16 protein-coding genes and 1 pseudogene are annotated in these 19,125 nt (G+C 59.9%); 8 read left to right on the plus strand and 9 right to left on the minus strand.

Annotation, left to right across the window (positions count from 1 at the left end):
* Positions 1-11: 11 nt before the first annotated feature.
* From V6Z53_RS17775 to V6Z53_RS17810, 8 genes and pseudogenes are all read right to left on the minus strand, one after another.
* Positions 12-1,379 (minus strand): DUF1329 domain-containing protein, encoded by a 1,368-nt coding sequence (locus V6Z53_RS17775; RefSeq protein WP_338580912.1) that lies wholly within the window; start codon positions 1,377-1,379, stop codon positions 12-14.
* A 25-nt stretch (positions 1,380-1,404) separates the two neighbouring features.
* Positions 1,405-3,312 carry a DUF1302 domain-containing protein gene (locus V6Z53_RS17780; RefSeq protein WP_338580913.1) on the minus strand — a complete coding sequence of 636 codons (1,908 nt, stop codon included), beginning with the start codon at positions 3,310-3,312 and terminating at the stop codon, positions 1,405-1,407.
* 323 nt (positions 3,313-3,635) lie between these two features.
* A complete protein-coding gene (locus tag V6Z53_RS17785; RefSeq protein WP_338580915.1) occupies positions 3,636-4,736 on the minus strand; it encodes a CaiB/BaiF CoA-transferase family protein in 1,101 nt (366 codons plus the stop codon).
* A 51-nt stretch (positions 4,737-4,787) separates the two neighbouring features.
* Positions 4,788-5,930, minus strand: a pseudogene (locus V6Z53_RS17790) (acyl-CoA dehydrogenase).
* A gap of 14 nt (positions 5,931-5,944) precedes the next feature.
* The gene (locus V6Z53_RS17795) at positions 5,945-7,141 is read right to left on the minus strand and encodes an acyl-CoA dehydrogenase family protein (protein WP_338580916.1); all 1,197 of its coding nucleotides are present in this window, start codon (positions 7,139-7,141) and stop codon (positions 5,945-5,947) included.
* Positions 7,142-7,214: 73 nt separating this feature from the next.
* Positions 7,215-8,003 (minus strand): enoyl-CoA hydratase-related protein, encoded by a 789-nt coding sequence (locus V6Z53_RS17800; RefSeq protein WP_338580917.1) that lies wholly within the window; start codon positions 8,001-8,003, stop codon positions 7,215-7,217.
* 34 nt (positions 8,004-8,037) lie between these two features.
* Positions 8,038-8,793 (minus strand): SDR family NAD(P)-dependent oxidoreductase, encoded by a 756-nt coding sequence (locus V6Z53_RS17805; protein ID WP_338580918.1) that lies wholly within the window; start codon positions 8,791-8,793, stop codon positions 8,038-8,040.
* A 52-nt stretch (positions 8,794-8,845) separates the two neighbouring features.
* Positions 8,846-9,601: an SDR family NAD(P)-dependent oxidoreductase gene (locus V6Z53_RS17810; protein ID WP_338580919.1), complete on the minus strand. Its 756-nt coding sequence runs from the start codon at positions 9,599-9,601 to the stop codon at positions 8,846-8,848.
* 282 nt (positions 9,602-9,883) lie between these two features.
* On the opposite strand from V6Z53_RS17810, the gene V6Z53_RS17815 reads away from it, so the two are divergent.
* From V6Z53_RS17815 to V6Z53_RS17850, 8 genes are all read left to right on the plus strand, one after another.
* A complete protein-coding gene (locus V6Z53_RS17815; protein WP_338580920.1) occupies positions 9,884-11,071 on the plus strand; it encodes a lipid-transfer protein in 1,188 nt (395 codons plus the stop codon).
* A gap of 58 nt (positions 11,072-11,129) precedes the next feature.
* Complete coding sequence (locus V6Z53_RS17820; RefSeq protein ID WP_338580921.1) at positions 11,130-11,567, plus strand: MaoC family dehydratase N-terminal domain-containing protein; 438 nt, start codon at positions 11,130-11,132, stop codon at positions 11,565-11,567.
* Positions 11,568-11,578: 11 nt separating this feature from the next.
* Entirely contained in the window at positions 11,579-11,995 is a 417-nt protein-coding gene (locus tag V6Z53_RS17825) for a MaoC family dehydratase (protein ID WP_338580922.1), read from the plus strand.
* Between the two features lie 32 nt (positions 11,996-12,027).
* On the plus strand, positions 12,028-12,858 hold the full coding sequence (locus tag V6Z53_RS17830) for an SDR family oxidoreductase (RefSeq protein WP_338580923.1): 831 nt from the start codon (positions 12,028-12,030) through the stop codon (positions 12,856-12,858).
* A gap of 84 nt (positions 12,859-12,942) precedes the next feature.
* Positions 12,943-14,088 (plus strand): acyl-CoA dehydrogenase family protein, encoded by a 1,146-nt coding sequence (locus tag V6Z53_RS17835; RefSeq protein WP_338580924.1) that lies wholly within the window; start codon positions 12,943-12,945, stop codon positions 14,086-14,088.
* A 91-nt stretch (positions 14,089-14,179) separates the two neighbouring features.
* Positions 14,180-14,773, plus strand: a complete 594-nt coding sequence (locus V6Z53_RS17840; RefSeq protein WP_338580925.1) for a DUF2889 domain-containing protein — start codon at positions 14,180-14,182, stop codon at positions 14,771-14,773.
* A gap of 40 nt (positions 14,774-14,813) precedes the next feature.
* On the plus strand, positions 14,814-16,382 hold the full coding sequence (locus tag V6Z53_RS17845; protein ID WP_338580926.1) for a long-chain fatty acid--CoA ligase: 1,569 nt from the start codon (positions 14,814-14,816) through the stop codon (positions 16,380-16,382).
* 141 nt (positions 16,383-16,523) lie between these two features.
* On the plus strand, positions 16,524-17,900 hold the full coding sequence (locus tag V6Z53_RS17850; protein ID WP_338580927.1) for a DUF1254 domain-containing protein: 1,377 nt from the start codon (positions 16,524-16,526) through the stop codon (positions 17,898-17,900).
* Positions 17,901-17,962: 62 nt separating this feature from the next.
* On the opposite strand, the gene V6Z53_RS17855 is transcribed toward V6Z53_RS17850, so the two are convergent.
* Positions 17,963-19,051 (minus strand): acyl-CoA dehydrogenase family protein, encoded by a 1,089-nt coding sequence (locus V6Z53_RS17855; protein ID WP_338580928.1) that lies wholly within the window; start codon positions 19,049-19,051, stop codon positions 17,963-17,965.
* Positions 19,052-19,125: the final 74 nt, after the last annotated feature.

Here is a 19,125-nt window from a genome sequence, read left to right on the forward strand (position 1 = left end):
ACAACCGACGCTTAACGAATACCGGCGTTTCGCAGTGCCGCGGGGGTGAAGTCGGTCATGGTCGGACGGTAACTATAGTCCTGCCCGCGTTTGTTTTCGTTCTGCAGGTTGGAAACGACATAGCGCCCGGCGATCAGGTCATACACCGTAATAGCAGCGTAGTTCGCGGTACCCTGGACATAGTCGTTGACCAGAAGACCTTCCCCGACCCGCCACAGTTGACCGCGACCGTCGTAGTGGTCGATTTCCAGTACCGCCCAGGTGTCCTCGTCGAAGTACATGTGTCGCTTGGCATAAATATGCCGCTCGCCCGCCTTGAGCGTGCCTTCGACTTCCCAGACCCGGTGCAGTTCGTAGCGGGTAAGGTCCTGGTTGATGTGTCCGGGTTTGATGATGTCTTCGTACTTCACCTTCGGCGAAAACAACGTGTAGTTGTTGTATGGCACGTACATCTCTTTCTTGCCGATCAGTTTCCAGTCGTAGCGGTCCGGAGCGCCGTTGTACATGTCGTTCTGGTCGGCAACGCGCAGGCCATCGGCGGCGGTACCCGGGCCGTCATACGCCACCTGCGGCGCACGACGTACACGACGTTGACCGGCACTGTAGGACCAGGCCATGCGCGGGTCTTTGAGCTGATCGATTGTCTCATGGACCAGCAACACGTTGCCCGCCATGCGCGCCGGCGAAGTGACCTCCTGCTTGGCGTAAAACAGCACGTTGGCGCTTTGCTGCGGGTCGGTATCCTTCATCTGCCAGGGAAAACCGACGCTCTGCTGGACATTGACGAGGGTGTAGCTGCCATTGACCTGCGGCGTCGCCTGTACCAGGTTTTGCATGAAACTGGTGCCGCGGTAGCGGGTCAGGTGATTCCACACCACCTCAAGGCCAGACTTCGGAATAGGAAACGCGGTGTAGTGCGACTTCTCGAAGTTCTGCAAGCCATAACCATCGTTCACGGCGACGGTGTTCAGCGCGCTGGACTTCACCGCGGCATAGACATCCTGTGGCGAAGACGCGGTACGCTGAGTCTTGTACACCGGAATCTTGTACGTGTCGGGATAGCGCTGAAACATCGCCATCTGGCCCGGCGTCAAATTGTCCTTGTACTGAGCGGCGGTCGCGGCCGTAATGACGAATTGCGGTTTCTCGCCTTCGAACGGATTGCCGATAAAATCGTTTTGCACCGGAGCCGCACCAGGCTTGAGGCCGCCGGTCCAGGCTGGAATGCTGCCATCGGCATTGCCTGCTTTCTCGCCACCCAGTGGCGTCAGGGTGGTGCCCAGTTTGTCGGCTTCCTGTGGCGAAACGGCTGCCATCACGCTACTGGCCAGCAGGGTCAGCGCCAAAGCACCGGCAGTCAAAATTGTGGTCTTTTTCATTGTTTTATCCTCTGTCTGTCGGCTGTCAAAAGTTCACGCCGACGCTGAGCGCAACGTAGTCGCGGTCGCCGTTGGTGTTGAAATGGCCGCCGAAGAAATCCGTGTAGCTGAGACTGGCGGTGTAGAGGTTGGCGTAGTCGGCATCCAGACCCAGGCTGACGGCTTTGAGGCCTTCCTCGAAGTTCGGGCCGTTACCCTCGACGTCATGGGACCAGGCGATGTTCGGCGCCAGGTTCACGCCGGCGAACACGTTCGGGTAATCCAGACGGCCGCGCAGGCGATAACCCCAGGAATCGGTGGTATAGAAGCCGTGGCTGTTGCACTCCTGCTGGGGGTTACTCGGTCGGGTAACACCGGCTGCGGCGCCGGGAACCTGGCTTGCCGCACCCGCGCAAGTTTGCGGTCCGGTGGCGCCCGCGCCAGGTCCGGTTGCCAGTTCGCCCGCACCGAAAATCGTGCTACGGCCAAATCGCAGATCCGTGCCATCCGCCTCGCCCAGACCATTGATGCGGTTGTATCCGACTTCACCCACCACGGTCAGACGACTGGCGCCCATCACCTGGTCGAAGAATTGCGTGGCACTCAATTGCGTTTGCAGTACCGGCATCCGCTCATAGCCCTTGAGCGGCGCTCCGGCGACGTTTTGCGATGCGCCAGAGATGAACAGCGGCGAGTTTTTGTTGCCCGTCGCCGCCAGGTTCAGGTCGCCGCCATTGAGTTGCAGCGGCATGTTCGGGCGGAAGCTGATTTCGCCAGCCAGGGCGGTGCCATCGACGTTGGTCGAGAAGCTCAGGCCGTAAAGACGAATGTCCTCTGGGTAGACCACGTGGTAGCTGGCCGTGCGGATTGAGTTGATAGCACCAGGGACAGTGGCCGCACCAGCACCGGTATTGGCGATATTGGTGGCGCGGGTGAAATCCAGGTTGGGGTTGCGGGCGTGATAGTTGAGGAAATAGGCACCGAACTCGGTGTCGTTCAAGTCCGGCGCGAACCAGCGCAAAGCCACGCCAAACTGGCCGCTGTCCTTGGCATCCTTGGTCTTGGTGCGCGTCACGTAGGCATCATCCACGCCACCGCCCTGTGCCGCTGTGCCCGCCACCTGCAAACCAGATCCGGTGTTAGTCGCTGCGCCCGGAGGCAGGTCGAGACCGGCGATCACCGCGCGATCGTTGCAGCCTTCAGGCGTCACGTCGTTACCGAAGAAGGTGCCGCAGTTGTCCAGGACCGAGGGTGCCCATTCAATCTGGTAAAAAGCCTCGGCGGTGACGTTCTCGGACAGGCCTTGCGAGACATACAGCATGTTGACCGGGATCAAGCCTTCCTTGATTTCGGCGCCGGGCCGGCGCAAGGCCGCCACGTCGGTCGGGTTGATGCTGTTGATGGAGTTGCCGATAAAGGTACTTTCACCCCAGCTCACCACCTGCTTGCCGAGACGCACGTTGCCCTGCAATTCGTCGAGTGTGTAGTTGTGATAGACGAAACTGTCGAGGAACATCGCTCCGGACGACTTCGCCGCACGTTGGCGGCTATGATCATCGATGTCGTAGAACGGCCGGCTCTCGTCCATCAATTCGAAATCGTACCAATACTTGCCGCGTACGAAAGCACCGCTGTCACCGTACTTCAGTTCCAGGTCATGCACGCCCTTGAAGATCTTCGAGAAGGTCTCGCCCTTCTTGAAGTTCAAGCGGTTGTCATCGCTGGTACGCGCAGATGCGTTACCCCTGACCCCTTGGGAATTGAAGTTGGAGATAAAGTCCGGGTCTGGTGCGCGTACGGACCAACTGGACCCAAGCGACATCGAACTGTCGAAGCTGCCCTGAATCTCCCCAATGCTGAAGTTGACTGCGTAAGCCGGTGCATTGATGCCCAAAGCAACAGCCGTGGCCAGCAGTTGCGGCCGAAAAATTCCGCGCATTGTTGTTTTTCTCATGCGGTACTCCGAGTGGGGTGAAAAGTGTGTAAGCGCTGAACCCGATTGCGGGTAATTGCCGACTGACTGGTCAGTTCTCAGTGCCGTCCCGATGCTACGGTCAGCAGCGCTGGACTAGCCCACTCGGGAGGAGGGGAAAAGGAGTGGGGGGAGTGGGGGGGGGCGGCAGATCTTTTCGAGTCGAACAAAAAAATGTGGGAGCGGGCTCGCTCGCGAAGGGGGCATCAGCTTCAACGTCAATGTTGACTGACACACCGCATTCGCGAGCAAGCCCGCTCCCACAGGTTCCGGGTCTTATCTGATTGGTGTCGGCGGTGCGAGAGTCAAGAAGACTGCCAGACAGAACCTCGCGCCGGTGAGTTCAGGATGCCCATGATCTGCTCCGTATGTTCACCCGTTTTCGGCACGCTTGCAGGCTGCACCACCTCGCCATTGAAACGCGGTGCGACGGCGGTTTGCAGCAACCCATCGCGCTCGAACCAGGTTCCACGAGCAGTGTTGTGCGGATGCAGCGCGGCTTCGCTGGGTGCCAATACCGGGGCAAAGCACACATCGCTACCTTCCAGCAATTCGCACCAATGCGCACGTGTCCTGCTGGAAAACAGCTCGGTGAAATGCTGGTGCTGTTCTTTCCAGAACCGGCGATCCCATTGCCAGACAAAGCGCGAGTCAGCCTGGAGGCCGAGTTTTTCCAGCAGCAGTGAATAGAACTGCGGCTCGATCGAACCCAGCGTAATGAATCCGCCATCAGCGCAGCGATAGGTTGCATAGAACGGCGAGCTGTCATGAATATTCTTGCCGCGTTCATCACTCATAAAGCCCAGGTTACGTGTCGAAAGCATGAGCTGAAGCATGTGTGCCGAACCGTCGACGATGGCCGCATCGACCACCGCCCCTTTGCCGGTGGCCCGTGCGTTGAGAATGCCGCTCAGTAAGCCGATGGTCAGGTATAGCGCGCCGCCACCGACATCGCCTAACGTGGCGAATGCGGAGGAGGGGGGAGCTTCGGACGCACCGTTGTGAAACAGCGCGCCGGACAGCGACGCATAGTTATTATCGTGCCCGGCGACCTTGGCCAGCGGTCCGGACTGACCCCAGCCGGTCATGCGGCCGTAGACCAGGCTCGGGTTACGGGCCTGGCAATCTTGCGGTCCAAGACCCAGGCGTTCCATCACGCCAGGGCGCATGCCTTCGATCAGCGCGTCTGCGTCTTCTATCAGGTGCAAGACCAGCTCCCTACCCACGGCACTTTTCAGATCGGCGATCACCGAACGCTTGCCTCTGTTGAGCACGTTGACCCTCGACGCGCCACTGGCATCGCGCTCAACCGCAATCACTTCAGCGCCCAGATCGGCCAAATGCATGGCCGAAAACGGGCCAGGACCGATACCGCAAATTTCCACAATCTTTATGCCTTGCAGCATGAAAACACCTCAACGGTTACACAGGTTGCAGCCGGGGAAAAAAGTACGGGCTCATGCGACATCCATCAGGCGGCTGTACGCCGCGAGGTGGTAGTCATCATCGCCAAACTGATGGCTGAACATCACGAGGCGCTTGGCGTGGTGGGAGAGGTTGTATTCCTCGGTCATGCCAATCCCGCCGTGCAGTTAAATGGCTTGCTCAGAAATGTGACGGGCCGCGCGGGTGACAATGAACTTGGCCGCGGCCAGGGCACGGCTGCGCTCGAGGCTATCGGGATCGTCGGCCACACAAGCGGCAAGAATGACCATCGACGCCGCCTGATCCAGTTCACTGCGCATGTCCACCATGCGGTGCTGAAGTACTTGGAACTTGCCGATGGGCTGACCAAACTGTTTGCGGGTCTTGAGGAAGTCCAGGGTCAGGCTGCAGGCTTCTTCCATGCTGCCCAGCGCTTCAGCGCATTGTGCCGCGATGGCGCGACCCTGTTGGTAACGCAGTGCCGGGAAGGCCTTACCGGTTTCGCCCAGTTGCTGGGAGTCACTGACAAATACGCCATCCAGATAGAGTTCGCTGGCCCGGCGACCGTCGATGGTTTGATAATCGCGGCGCCGTGCATGCGCGTGCGCGGCGTCAATCACGAACAGACTGATGCCGGCTTCATCATCCTCCTCACCGGCAACGCGGGCGGACACCATAATCAGCTCAGCGAACGGAGCGCCGATGACCACCGATTTGCGACCCGACAGTCGCCATCCTCCGGCGGCCAGTGTAGCGCGAGTTTGCACGGAGCTCAGTTGGTAATGGCTGTCCAGTTCTTCGGTTGCCACGGCGACCTTCAATTCGCCGCTTGCAATGCGTGGCAATAGATCGCTTTGCTGTGCCGGGCTACCCAGTTGGCTGATAAGGCCGCCGGCCAGAATCACCGAATCCATATAGGGTTCAAGGCACAGTCCACGGCCGAGTTCGGTCATGATCAGCATGGTGTCCACGCTGTCACCGCCGAAGCCACCCAGTTCCTCGGTGAACGGTACGGCGGTCAGGCCGAGTTCGCCGAGCTGAGCCCAGAACAGCGGGTTGAATCCGGCTTCGCTGAGACGAAAACGCTCGCGTTGCTCGAAGCTGTAGTGGTCGCGAACCAGGCGCGCGACGGTGTCCTGCAGCATCTGCTGCTCTTCAGTCAATTTGAAATCCATGATCGGGCGGCCTTTTACAGTTCAAGAATCATCTTTGAGACGATGTTTTTCTGAATCTCGTTGGAACCACCGAAAATCGACAGCTTGCGCAGGTTGAAATACTGACCCGACACCGTGGAGCTGTATTCGGTGTGGAGCAGATTGTCGGTAGTCACTTGTTCTTGTTCCGCATCCAGGAACGGCAGCGCGTAAGGGCCTACAGCCTTGCGCATCAGGTGGCTCAAGGACTGGCGAATTTCGGAGCCCTTGACCTTGAGAAACGAACTGGCTGCGCCGATACCGCCACCGTCACGGGCGGCGGCGAGCATGCGTAGCGTGCTCATTTCGGCGGCCACCAGTTGCATTTCCACTTCGGCAATTTGCGCACGGAACAGCGGGTCGTCGATTAACGCCCGGCGATTTCGCTGTTCTCGACCAGCAATGTGTTTGAGTTGGCGCAGTTGCGCCTTCGAGGTGCCGATGCCGGCGACGGTGGTACGTTCGTGAGTCAGCAGATACTTGGCGTAGGTCCAACCCTGGTTTTCTTCACCCACCAGGTTGGCCACCGGCACCCGCACGTCGTCGAAGAACACCTCGTTGACCTCATGGTCGCCGTCGAGGGTGATGATCGGCCGCACACTGATCCCCGGACTATTCATGTCAATCAGCAGGAAAGAGATGCCACGTTGTGCCTGGGCTTCGCTGTCGGTGCGCACCAGACAGAAGATCCAGTCGGCGAACTGCGCCTGGGTTGTCCATGTTTTCTGGCCGGTGACGATGTAGTGATCGCCGTCACGCACGGCACGGGTCTTCAGCGAGGCCAGGTCGGAACCTGCACCGGGTTCGGAGTAACCCTGGCACCACCAGTCGGTGCCATCGAGGATACGGGGCAAATAGTGGGCTTTTTGCTCTTCGGTGCCGAACTTGATGATGACTGGGCCCACCATCACCACCCCAAACGGTAGTACCGGCGGCGCACCGAACGCGGCGCACTCGTCTTCAAAAATGTGCTTCTGCACTTCGCTCCAGCCCGTGCCACCCAGCTCCACTGGCCACAGGGACGCATACCAGCCTCGCTCGTTAAGCGCAGCCATCCAGCTCACGTAATCGTGTTTGGTCAAGCGTTTGCCCAACCGTCCCTTGGCAGCGAGCTCCGGGGACAGCTTGTCATGCAGAAAAGCTCGCACTTCCTCACGGAAGGCCAGTTCGGCCGGCGTGTAATGGATGTCCATTGAAAGGTTCTCTAATGAGGAGAGGGTAGACGGCGCGCGGGGCAGATCTAATAGGCCTGCGCACCGGCTCGCATCAGGCGCCGCGGTAGACCGGGGAACGCTTCTCTTCGAAGGCCTTGATCGCCTCCTTGTGGTCGGCGCTGAAAAAGTTTTCCTTCTCCAGGGCCAGCGAGGTATCGAGGACCAGGTTCACGGTGTCGCGCAGGATCTTGTTGACGACGGCTTTGGTGGCCTGGATCGCCAGGCGCGGACCGTCAGCCATGCGTCGGGCCATCGCGGTGGCGCTGGCCAACGCTTCGCCATTGGCCACGACCTGATTGACCAAGCCAATGCGCTCGGCTTCGGTAGCGCTGAGTGTGTCGCCGGTAAACAGGTATTGTTTGGCACGGGTCGGGCCGACCAGCAGGGGCCAAATGGCACCACCGCCGTCACCGGCAGCAATGCCTACGCGTACATGAGGGTCGGAAATTTTCGCTGACTCGGCAACGAAAATCATGTCGCAGAACAATGCCAGGGTCGCTCCCAGACCGGCCGCGTGACCATTGACCGCCGCGATGATCGGCTGTGGCAGTTCAAGCATGTCGATGATGATCTTGCGTGCTTCACGGAACAGCTGATCGATGCCTTGCTGATTGATGTCGCGCATCCAGGCGAGGTCGCCGCCACCGCAAAAACCGCGACCTTCACCGGTCAGGACCACGGCATGCACACTGCGGTCGGCGGCGATGTCGGCGAACACCCGGGAAAGCTCTTCGTGCAGCGCACCGTTCACCGCGTTGAAGGCTTCAGGGCGATTCAAACGTACGGTCAAGACGCCGTTGTCTTTTTCGAAGGTAATGAAGTTGTACTGTTCGTAGTTCATAGGAGCTCCACTAAAAAATGTGCAACGGTCAGGCTTAAGCCGTGTAACCGCCGTCGACGACGAATTGTCCGCCGGTGGCATAGGAAGATCGGTCCGAGGCCAGCCAAAGCACCATTTGTGCTTGCTCGGACGGCTCGCCCAGACGGCGTTGGGGAATGGTCTTGAGCATCGCCGCCAGCGCATCGGGATCGAATTCGCTGCCGACACCGACGATCATCGGTGTCTCTACGAAACCGGGGCACAGCGCGTTGATCCGCACGCCGTACTTGCCGTATTCCAGGGCGGCGCTGCGGGTCAGGCCGATCACGCCATGCTTGGACGCCGAGTAGGCAGATGCGCCAGCGGTGCCTTGCAGACCCATGATCGAGGCGGTGTTGATGATCGAACCGCCGCGCGCTTTCATGGCGCGCAGTTCATGCACCATGCAGTTGAAAACCCCGGTCAGGTTCACATCCAGCACGTTGCGCCAGTGCTCCAGGCTTTGGTTTTCGATCAGCCCGGTGGAACCGCTGATGCCGGCATTGTTGAAGGCGATGTCGAGCTGGCCGTATCGGCCCAGCGTTACCTCGACCAGCGCGGCGCAATCTTCCTCGTGGCGCACATCGACCCGCTGGAAGAAGGCATCACCGTCGGCCTGGCGAATCTCGTCGACCACGGCTTGTCCTGCCGCGTCGTTCATGTCCGCCACCACGACCCGGGCACCCTCGCGGGCGAACAACAGGGCTGTGGCGCGGCCAATACCGGAAGAGCCGCCGGTGACGATAGCCACCTTGTTTTGCAGAAGCTTCATATCAATGACTTCCATTGCATGTGTGAAAAGGGAGGCAAGCGGGCATCACGGCTCAAGCCGATACACCGCCATCAACCACGAACTGCCCACCGGTGGCGTAGCACGACCGATCCGAGGCCAGCCATAGCGCCATCTCGGCCATTTCCTCCGGCGTGCCTTGGCGGCGCAAGGCAGAGCTTTTGACGCCCGCGTTGATCATTTTTTCGTTGAAACCGCTGTCCGGGCCGGCGGTCATGGGCGTCTCGATCAATCCGGGGCACAGGGCGTTGATGCGCACGCCGTACTTGCCGTATTCCAGAGCTGCGCTGCGGGTCAGGCCGATCACGCCATGCTTGGAGGCGCAATACGCCGCAGCCCCATAAGTGCCACTGATACCGGCGACCGAGGCGGTATTGATGATGGAACCGCCGCGGGCTTTCATCGCGCGCAGCTCGTGAACCATGCAGTTGAAGACGCCCGTCAGATTGACATCGAGCATGCGTTGCCAGAGCGCCAGGCCCTGATCCTCAGTCAAGGTCGGTGCGGCAAAGACGCCGGCGTTGTTGAGGGCGATGTCGAGTTGGCCATATCGCTGCAACGTCGAATCGACCAGCGCCGCACAATTTTCCTCACTGCGTACATCGAGCATTTGAAAGAACGCTTGCGCGCCTTCCTGCTCAATCAACCGCACCACCTCCAGGCCCGCGGATTCATTCATGTCCGCCACGACCACTTTGGCGCCCTGACGGGCGAAGAGCAGGGCAGTGGCCCGCCCGATGCCGGACGCTGCCCCGGTCACGATCGCGACTTTGCCTTGTAGAACCGTCATGAAAACTCCTCTGTGCGTTTTCCGTGCATGGCCAGAGAAGCTAAGGCAGCGGCGAATGATCGGACCCACTCTCGAAGAGTGGCGGGCAGGGAGGGGGCAAAACACCTAACAGTCAGGCAAGACACTGAACCAGTGGCGAGGGACCCACCCACCCCACCCACTCTTCGAGGGCGGGTCGTATCGCAAGCACGCTACGTATCTTGAAGGTGTGAGCCGGCCCAGCCGTCGCTTTGATCTCGTGAACCGGGTGTCACGAGGCATAACCACACAATGGAGAAGACGATGTCGCAGAAAGTGTATGTAGCCGGCGTAGGTATGATTCCGTTTCTGAAACCAGGTGCCAGCGGCTCCTACATCGAAATGGGCGCCGAGGCGACCCGCCTGGCCCTCAAGGATTCTGGTCTGGATTACCGGCTGGTGCAGCAAGCCTATGTCGGGTACGTCTACGGCGATTCCACCTCGGGTCAGTCGGCCCTCTATGAAGTGGGGATGACCGGTATCCCGGTGGTCAACGTCAACAACAACTGCTCGACCGGCTCCAGCGCTCTATACCTTGCACGTCAGGCCGTGGAAAGCGGTGCGGTGGAATGCGCTCTGGCCCTCGGCTTCGAGCAAATGCAACCCGGGGCGCTGAAAAACCAGTGGGAAGATCGCCCGGCCGCCATGGGCAAAAGCTCGGCAGTGGCGGACCTGCTGACCGCCGATGCCGAAGGCGTACCCATGGCGCTGAAGATGTTCGGTGGCGCCGGTCGTGAGCACATGCACAAATACGGCACACAAATGAGCACCTTCGCGGCCATCCGCACCAAGGCCAGCCGTCACGCGGCCAACAACCCGCTTGCGCTGTTCCGCAAGGTCGTGACTACCGAAGACGTGATGAACGATCAGGTCGTATGGCCCGGCGTGATGACCCGCCTGATGGCTTGCCCGCCAACCTGTGGAGCCGCGGCGGCAATCATCTGCACCGAGGCTTTCGCCCGCAAACACGGCCTGCGCACAGACGTGGTGATCCTCGCCCAGTCGATGACCACGGACATGCCAATCGCCTACGAGCCGCCATCGATGATCCAAATGGTCGGTTTCGACATGGCTCAGCGCGCCGCTCATGAAGTGTATGAGAAGGCTGGTGTAGGACCGCAGGACATCCGCGTCGCCGAAATGCACGACTGCTTCGCCCACAACGAACTGCTGACCTATGAATCGCTGGGTTTTTGCCCGGTCGGTGGCGCCGAGCGCTTCGTGCTTGATGGCGACAACACCTACGGCGGCCAGGTGGTCACCAACCCGTCCGGCGGTCTGCTCTCCAAGGGCCACCCGCTGGGGGCAACCGGCCTGGCGCAATGCTACGAACTGACCCATCAATTGCGTGGCACGGCTCAGGACCGCCAAGTCCAGGGTGTGCGTCATGCGTTGCAGCACAACCTCGGTCTCGGCGGCGCTTGCGTGGTCACGCTTTACGGCCGCGGCTGATCCACTGGACCCGCATCCAAGGGCGCGGGTCTGAGAACCCTGATAGGAGAGTTGTGAAATGGCAGACAAGAGTCTGATCGGCCGTTCGCTTGGCGTCACCAGCGCCGAAGTGGAAAAAGGCCGCCTGCGTTTCTTCGCAAAGGCGATTGGTGAAACCGACCCGGTATACACCGACGAAGCTGCGGCTCAGGCCGCTGGCTATAAATCCCTGCCGGTACCACCAACGTTCCTCCTGTGCCTGCAAGGCGAGGGGCGCGACCTGGTGGAAATGTTGGACATCTACGGCTTTGACCTGGGGCGCATCCTGCACGCCGAGCAATCGTTCGTGTACCACGCCAGCGCCGTTGCCGGTGACACGCTGACTTTCGATTCCCGCGTAGTCGATGTCTACGAAAAGAAGGGTGGCGCCCTGCAATTCGTGGTCAACGAAACCCGCGTGACCAATCAGGACGGCGTCCATATCGCCGATGTCCGCGGCACCCTCGTTCAACGTTGAGGAACCTACACATGAATATTCAATACAGCGATATCCAGGTGGGCGATGAACTGCCGGCGTTGAACCTGCCAGCCATCAACCGCACCACCCTGGCCCTTTATTGCGGCGCGTCGGGTGATCACAACCCGATCCATATCGACATCGACTTCGCCCGCAAGGCGCGCATGCCCGACGTGTTTGCCCACGGCATGTTGTCCGCCGCCTACCTGGGACGACTGCTGACCCAGTGGGTACCGCAGCAACAGGTGCGTTCGTTGTCGATGCGTTTTACCGGCATCACCCAGCTCGGCCACACGCCGGCCTGCACCGGCAAAGTCACCGAAAAGTTTGAAGAAAACGGCGAAAAACGTGTGCGCCTGACGATCCACTGCGCCAACCAGTACGGCGAGGACAAGCTCGTCGGCGAAGCCGTCGTAGCCTTGGCCTGAATCCTCCAACTCCCTATCCCTGGAAAACAATAATGAAAAAGCTCGAAGGCAAAGTTGCTCTGATCACCGGTTCCGGTCGTGGCATTGGTCGCAGTGTCGCTCTGCAACTGGCCGCCTATGGCGCCAAAGTCGTGGTCAATGACCTGGACGCCGCGCCCGCCGAAGAAGTGGTCGCTGAGATCCGCGCCGCCGGCGGCGAAGCCGTGGCCTGTGTCGGAAGTGTCACTGCCGCCGATTTCGCTGAGCGCTTTGTGCAGACCGCCGTTCAAAGTTTTGGCGGCATCGACATCATCGTTAACAACGCCGGCTACACCTGGGACAACGTGATCCAGAAGATGACCGATGAGCAGTGGTACGCGATTCTCGACTGCCACCTGACCGCACCATTTCGAATCCTGCGCGCCGCCCAACCAGTCATCAGCGCCCAGGCCAAGAAAGAAGTCGCCGAAGGTCGGGAGGTGTTCCGCAAGGTGGTCAACATTTCTTCCGTCGCCGCCGGTGGCAACGCCGGTCAGGCCAACTATTCCTCGGCCAAGGCCGGCATCCTCGGCATGACCAAGACCCTGGCACGCGAGTGGGGTCGCATGAAGGTGTGCGTCAATGCCGTGGCGTTCGGTTTCATCGACACGCGTCTGACCCAGGCACTGGCCGGCAACGAAAGCAAGACGGTCAACATCGAGGGCCGCGAGATCAAGGTCGGCGTACAACAGGCCATGGTCGACGGCGCCAGCCAGATGATCCCGCTGGGCCGTCCGGGCACGCCGGAAGAAGCCGCAGGTTCGGTGGTGATGCTGTGCCTGCCGGAAGCCAACTACGTATCCGGCCAAACCCTGGTCTGCGGCGGCGGTCATGGTGCCGTTTAAACGCTGACGTGAAATCCCGTCGCCTCGCCATTCAGCGCGGGGCGTTCGGGCCAGGACAACAATAAGAATTTTGAGGTATTCGCCATGCTGGATAACTACCGTTCCCCTTGGCTAGACGAAGACGTCGCGCCATTTGCCGACAGCGTTCGCCGTTTTGTCACCACCCAATTGGCACCCATGGAAGAAAAGTGGCGCGAGCAGCACCAGGCTGACCGCGCTTCATGGCTGGCGACGGGCGAAATGGGCATGATCCTGCCCGATATCGACGTTGAGTACGGCGGCTCGGGTGGTACACCGGCGCACCTGGCAGTGGTGGTCAGTGAACTGTTCTATGCCGGTGTATCCGGCATGGGCGTTGGCATCAACCACATCGTCGGGCACTACATCCTCGACGACGGCACCGAAGCGCAAAAGCAGCACTGGCTGCCAAAGATTGCCTCAGGTGAAGTGATCTGCTCCGTCGCCATGACCGAGCCAGGTACTGGTTCCGATTTGCAGGCTGTCCGTACCCGCGCGGTCAAGCAGGGCGACAAGTACGTGATCAACGGTGCCAAGACGTTCATCACCAACGGCCAGACCAGCGACATGGTGGCGGTTGTCGCCAAGACCGACATGTCCGCCGGCTCCAAGGGCATTTCGATTTTCCTGGTTGATACCAAACTTCCGGGCTTCCGTCGCGGCAAGTGCCTGGACAAGATCGGCCTGCAATCGTCGGATACTTCCGAGATGTTCTTTGACGATGTCGAAGTCCCGGCTGACTGCCTGCTGGGCGGTATCGAAGGGAAAGGCCTGTACACCCTGATGAAGCAACTGCCGTTCGAACGAGCACAGATCGCTATTGGCGCCGCCGCCACCATGGAACGCGCCCTCAAGCTGACCCTTGAGTACACCAAAGAGCGCCAGGTGTTCGGCAAGCCGGTACTGGATTTTCAGAACACCCGTTTCAGCCTGGCTGACGTCAAGGCCACCGTATTCGCTTCGCGCACGTTCTGTGATCACATCATCGCGCAATGGGTCAACGGCAAACTCGACTCGACACTGGCCTCAATGGGCAAGTTCTGGCTGACCGAGCGTCAGAGCGAAGTGCTCGATACCTGCCTGCAATTTTTCGGTGGCTACGGCTACATGAACGAATACCCGATTGCCCGGATGTGGGCAGATGCGCGCGTTGCCCGTATCTACGGCGGCGCCAACGAGATCCAGCGCGAGCTGGTGGGCCGTTCGCTTTAACGGGCTCTCTGTAGGAGCCGGCGCAAGCTGCTCCTACAAGCTGCTCCTATAGGGTATGCGGCCAGCCCCCATGTCTGTCGAGAAAAGCCTGATGAAGCAAATAGCATCGAACGAGTCGGCCCGAAAAGCGCTGCACACGCGACAAGTGATCTGTACCGGCTACCTGCGCAGCGATGGCTTGATCGATCTGGAAGGCCGCCTGCTGGACACCAAGCACCACGATCACGACGCTTACTACAAACTGATTCCAGCCGGCGCCCCAGTGCACCGGATGCACATTGTCTTGACCACCGATCTGCAATTCGTGATTCACAACGTTGAAGCGATCATGGACGACATCCCCACACCGTTCTGTCCTGAAATCGTTGCGGCCTACAAGAGCCTGATCGGCCTGAAGGTCGGCCCAGGCTTCAAGAAGCAGATGATTCAGCGCGTCGGTGGCGTCCAGGGGTGTACCCATCTCACCGAATTGCTCGGCCCGATGGCGACCACGTTATACCAAAGCACCGTGGACCTGCTGCGCGAAGCCGAGCGCGAGCGCGCCGCTCGTGACCCGGATTACGTCGCCCCCAAGCCCTGGTTCATTGGCACCTGCCATGCCCATAGCACCGACAGGGAAGAGGTGCGTAATCGCTGGCCCGACGCTGAGCCGGTACCGATACACCTGATTGCCGCTAACCGATAACCAAGCCATTGCCCAGAACAATAAGAAATGGGAGTTTCCGATGTACATCACTCAAGGTTTGCACCGTCACCTTCAACGCTGTCCGAACGCTACTGCCATTCGTTATCAGGGGCGGGGTATCACCTACGCCGAGTTTGGCGATCGCGTTGCGCGCCTGGCCGGTGCGCTCAAGGGCCTGGGCGTAACCAGCGGGGATCGCGTGGCGATGCTGTCGCTCAATTCCCTGCGCTACATCGAGTACTACCAGGCGGTGCCCTGGGCCGATGCGGTGCTCAACCCGGTCAATACCCGTTGGAGTGTGACGGAAATCATCTACTCGCTTGACGATTCGGGTACGACGGTGCTGATCGTCGACGACAACTTTCTGGCCCATGCGAGCAAGATCATCGAAACAGCAAAAACCCTACGGGTGGTGATCTATGCGGGTGACGGTGAAACACCGACCGGCATGCTTAATTACGAAGCGTTGATTGCCGAGTACGCGCCAGTCGAGGACGCACGTCGCGGCGGCGATGAGCTGCTGGGTATCTTTTATACCGGTGGCACCACCGGTTTTCCGAAAGGTGTGATGCTCAGCCACACGAACGTCTGCGTTTCATCGATGGCCATCGTTATGTCTGGCTCCTGCCGTCCACACGAACGTTTCCTGCATGCGATGCCGATGTTCCATCTGGCTGACTTTGCGGCCATGACCGCACTGTTCATCAGCGGCGGTACCCACGTCGTCCTGCCTTCTTTCCTGCCACAGACCGTGCTGGAAACCATTGCCACCGAGCGAGTCAGCGAAATCCTGCTGGCACCGACCATGATCCAGATGCTGCTGGACTGGCGGACCAACATTCCGGACACCACGAGCCTTGACCTGTCGTCACTGCAAACCCTGGGCTACGGCGCATCACCCATCACACCAGTTTTGCTGGATCGTGCCCGTGATACGTTCCCCAGCGCCGGATTCCGCCAGGGTTACGGCATGACAGAACTGGCGCCCATCGCCACCTTGCTGTTACCCGAGTATCACAGCGCAGAACACCACCAAAGCGGCAAAATGCACTCGGCCGGGCAGCCGGCGGCGTGCGTGGAAGTGCGCATCGTCGATACCGAAGACCGGGAAGTGCCGCGTGGCACCGTCGGGGAGATAGCCGTACGCGGGGCGAACGTCATGCTCGGTTACTGGAACAAACCTGAAGCCACCGCTGAAGTATTGCGCAATGGCTGGATGCACACCGGTGACGGCGGCTACATGGATGACGATGGATTCGTCCATGTGTGCGACCGCCTCAAGGACATGATCGTCAGCGGCGGCGAAAACATCTATTCCGCCGAAGTGGAGACCGCCATCGCCAGTCACCCGGCCGTGGCCCAAGTCGCGGTGATAGGCATTCCCTGCGACAAGTGGGGCGAGACAGTCCACGCGGTAATCATCCGCAAATCCGGCACTACCGTCACCGACGAGCAAGTGGTTAGTCACTGCCGTGATCGCATTGCCGGCTACAAGTGCCCGCGCAGCGTGGAGTTTCGCGACAGCTTGCCGGTCTCCAGCATCGGCAAGGTGCTCAAGACCGACCTGCGCGCGCCGTTCTGGGAAGGCCGCAAACGCGGCGTGGCTTGAGGCACGGCGAAACAATAAGAACAACACGTTGAGGACTGACAAATCATGCAATCTCACTGCGCAAAGACGGGGTCGCGTGGCCGTAAGACGCTGCTCGCCGCCTGCTTGATCTGCCTTGGATTAGGGCTGGGACTGACTGGCGTGCCGCTGCCGTCATTCAGCCAGACCCAGTCACTTTCAAGCCCTGAAAACCTGCACAACCGCATGCTCGAACGTCGCGCTGTTGAAGCGGCGGTCTGGGGCATGCCACTGGTCAACTTCGATGCCATGCGCCAAGCCTATTTCCGCGATGCCGGCGCGCGCTACAACGATGTCATGTACTGGTCGCGACCTTCGGACTGGAAGAACCAGACCACCACACCCAACCATTCCACCATTTACGTAATGACCTTCGTCAACCTGAAGGACGGCCCTGTGGTGCTGGATATTCCGGCAACCACCACGGCTGGCCTCTATGGCGCGGTACTCGATGCGTGGACCATTCCATTGCTCAATGTTGGCAGTCGCGGCCAGGATCAGGGCAAAGGCGGGCGCTACCTGATGCTGCCACCGGGTTATAAAGGTGAAGTGCCGGCCGGTTTCATTCCTATCCAAAGCAGCACCTACAACAACTACACCTTGTTGAGGGTCATCACTCAAACCACCAGCACTCAGGACTTGGCGAATGGCGTCGACTACCTGAAAACCTTGAAAGTTTACCCACTTGAGCAGGCGCAGACACCGGCCTCCAACCGCTACATAGACGTGGCCGACAAAGTCTTTGAAGCCATCGCCCGCTATGACGCCAGCTTCTACGACTCATTGGCGCGGATGGTCAGCGAAGAACCGGTGCAGGATCGTGACATGAGCATGATGGGGCAATTGAATGCGCTGGGCATTGGTAAAGGTCTGGACTTCAAGGCCGACGCCCAGCGTCAGAAACTTCTCGACGCGGCCATCGGTGAAGCACACGCTTACATGATGGACGGCTACGCCCGATCGGGTATCGAGGTTTGGGAAGGACGACGTAAATGGCGCTCACTGGCCGGGCCAAAGCAGGCGATTGGCACCAAACTGACGTTCATCGAGCCGGGGCAGGGTGTCTATCTGGACGAGCGGGCTTTTGCCTGGTTTGCCATGTTCGGCCCCATCGTGCCGCCGGGGCCACAGGTGTACATGAAAAGCTACGAAACCGGCAAAGGCGAGCCCCTTGATGGCAGCCAGAGCTACCGCTTGACCATCCCGGCCAACGCGCCGGCACGGGATTTCTGGGCGCTCGATGTGTACGACGCGCGTACTGCCGGGTTCATCCGCGAGGCGAGGGTAGTCGGGCTTGACTCCTACAACCAGCAGATGAAGAAGAACCCCGATGGCAGCGTCGATCTGTACTTCGGGCCGAAACCGCCGACCGGGCATGAAGCCAACTGGATCAGCACTCAGGCTGGCCAGCCGTTCTTCACCATGTTCCGGATCTATGGACCGCAACAGCCGATGGTCGACCGCAGTTGGGTGTTGAGTGACATCGAAAAACTCGATTGAGAAACCCTGATGGAACCGCGCGGTTCAGGTGCAGGCCTGGCCGCGCGTTGCCATATTCAGAGTCAGGGCAACTCGCCGATCAGGCCTTCGGCGATTCGTTGCGCATCCTCGGCAATACTCTCGCTGAGAAGAGCCAGCGGTCCGCCGTTGTGTGGCCAATTCGGGTTGTTGTTCTGAGGGACGTTGCTGCTGTCGATCCGGCTGATACGCCGTTCGATACGTTGCGCGATCTCGGCCGTCAACAACCGTGCGCGGCTGGCGATATTGCCATCCAGGCGATCGGCATCGAGTTGCGCAAAACCCAACCCGCACATCAGTCGGGCAGCATCCAGTTGGGTGGCGAGTTCGGCGAACTGCATGGCCACGAGGTGCTGGGCGGCAATCGGGCGACCGAACTGCGTGTTGTGGCTGGCCCGGGACATCGATGCATCGAGCAACGCCTGACCACGGGCCAATTGGATCACCGCTTCATGCAATTTGAATGTATCCAGCACATGGCGTGTCATCAGCGAGGCAGGGGCTGCATCGCCGAGCCAGCGCTGTGTCGGGAGTCGGGCCTGAGTGATCTGCAGGCACATGTGCTTCTCACCTTCAACATCGTGGTAATGACGGATCTCGAAGCGGTCTTCCGAGCGATCCAGCAATATCCATGAGGAAGACTTCGAGTGTTCGCGAACCGCACAAATGAGCAAGTCGGTCTGCAGGCTTGCGCTGACGTTGTCGCATCTGCCGTCAATGAGCCACTCGTCGCCTTTGCGTCGACCGTGCAGTGCACTGGTCGGGCCGTTCCGGGTGATTCCGACAAGTCTGCGGCCAGCGATCAACTCGGGGAGATAGCGCTCAGCCAGCGCCGGATGCTGCATCACCAGCGTCGTTGCGAGCGTATTGAGCAATACCTGACAGGCAAGTTCGACACTGCCTGCTGCCAACTCTTCGAACAGTCTGCCCTGGGTCACCCAGTCGACGCCGTGACCTCCGAGGGACCTGGTCACCACCATGCCAGGCAAGCCGAACTCGGCGACCGCCTGAGTGAGTTCCAGCAGCTGATCGCGCGGTGCTGCGGCGTGGCGCAATAGACTGGCGACGGGTGCAATTTCACGCTGCACAAAGGTGCGCATGCTGTCGATTGAAAGCCTTTGGGCATCTGTCATCGGTGGACATACCATCTCAAGTTCACTCATAGTCCGGATGCTTCCAAGTTAATGCATTGCCGATGATTTCCGCC

It is taken from the genome of Pseudomonas sp. MAG733B (genome assembly GCF_036884845.1).
Lineage (GTDB): Bacteria > Pseudomonadota > Gammaproteobacteria > Pseudomonadales > Pseudomonadaceae > Aquipseudomonas.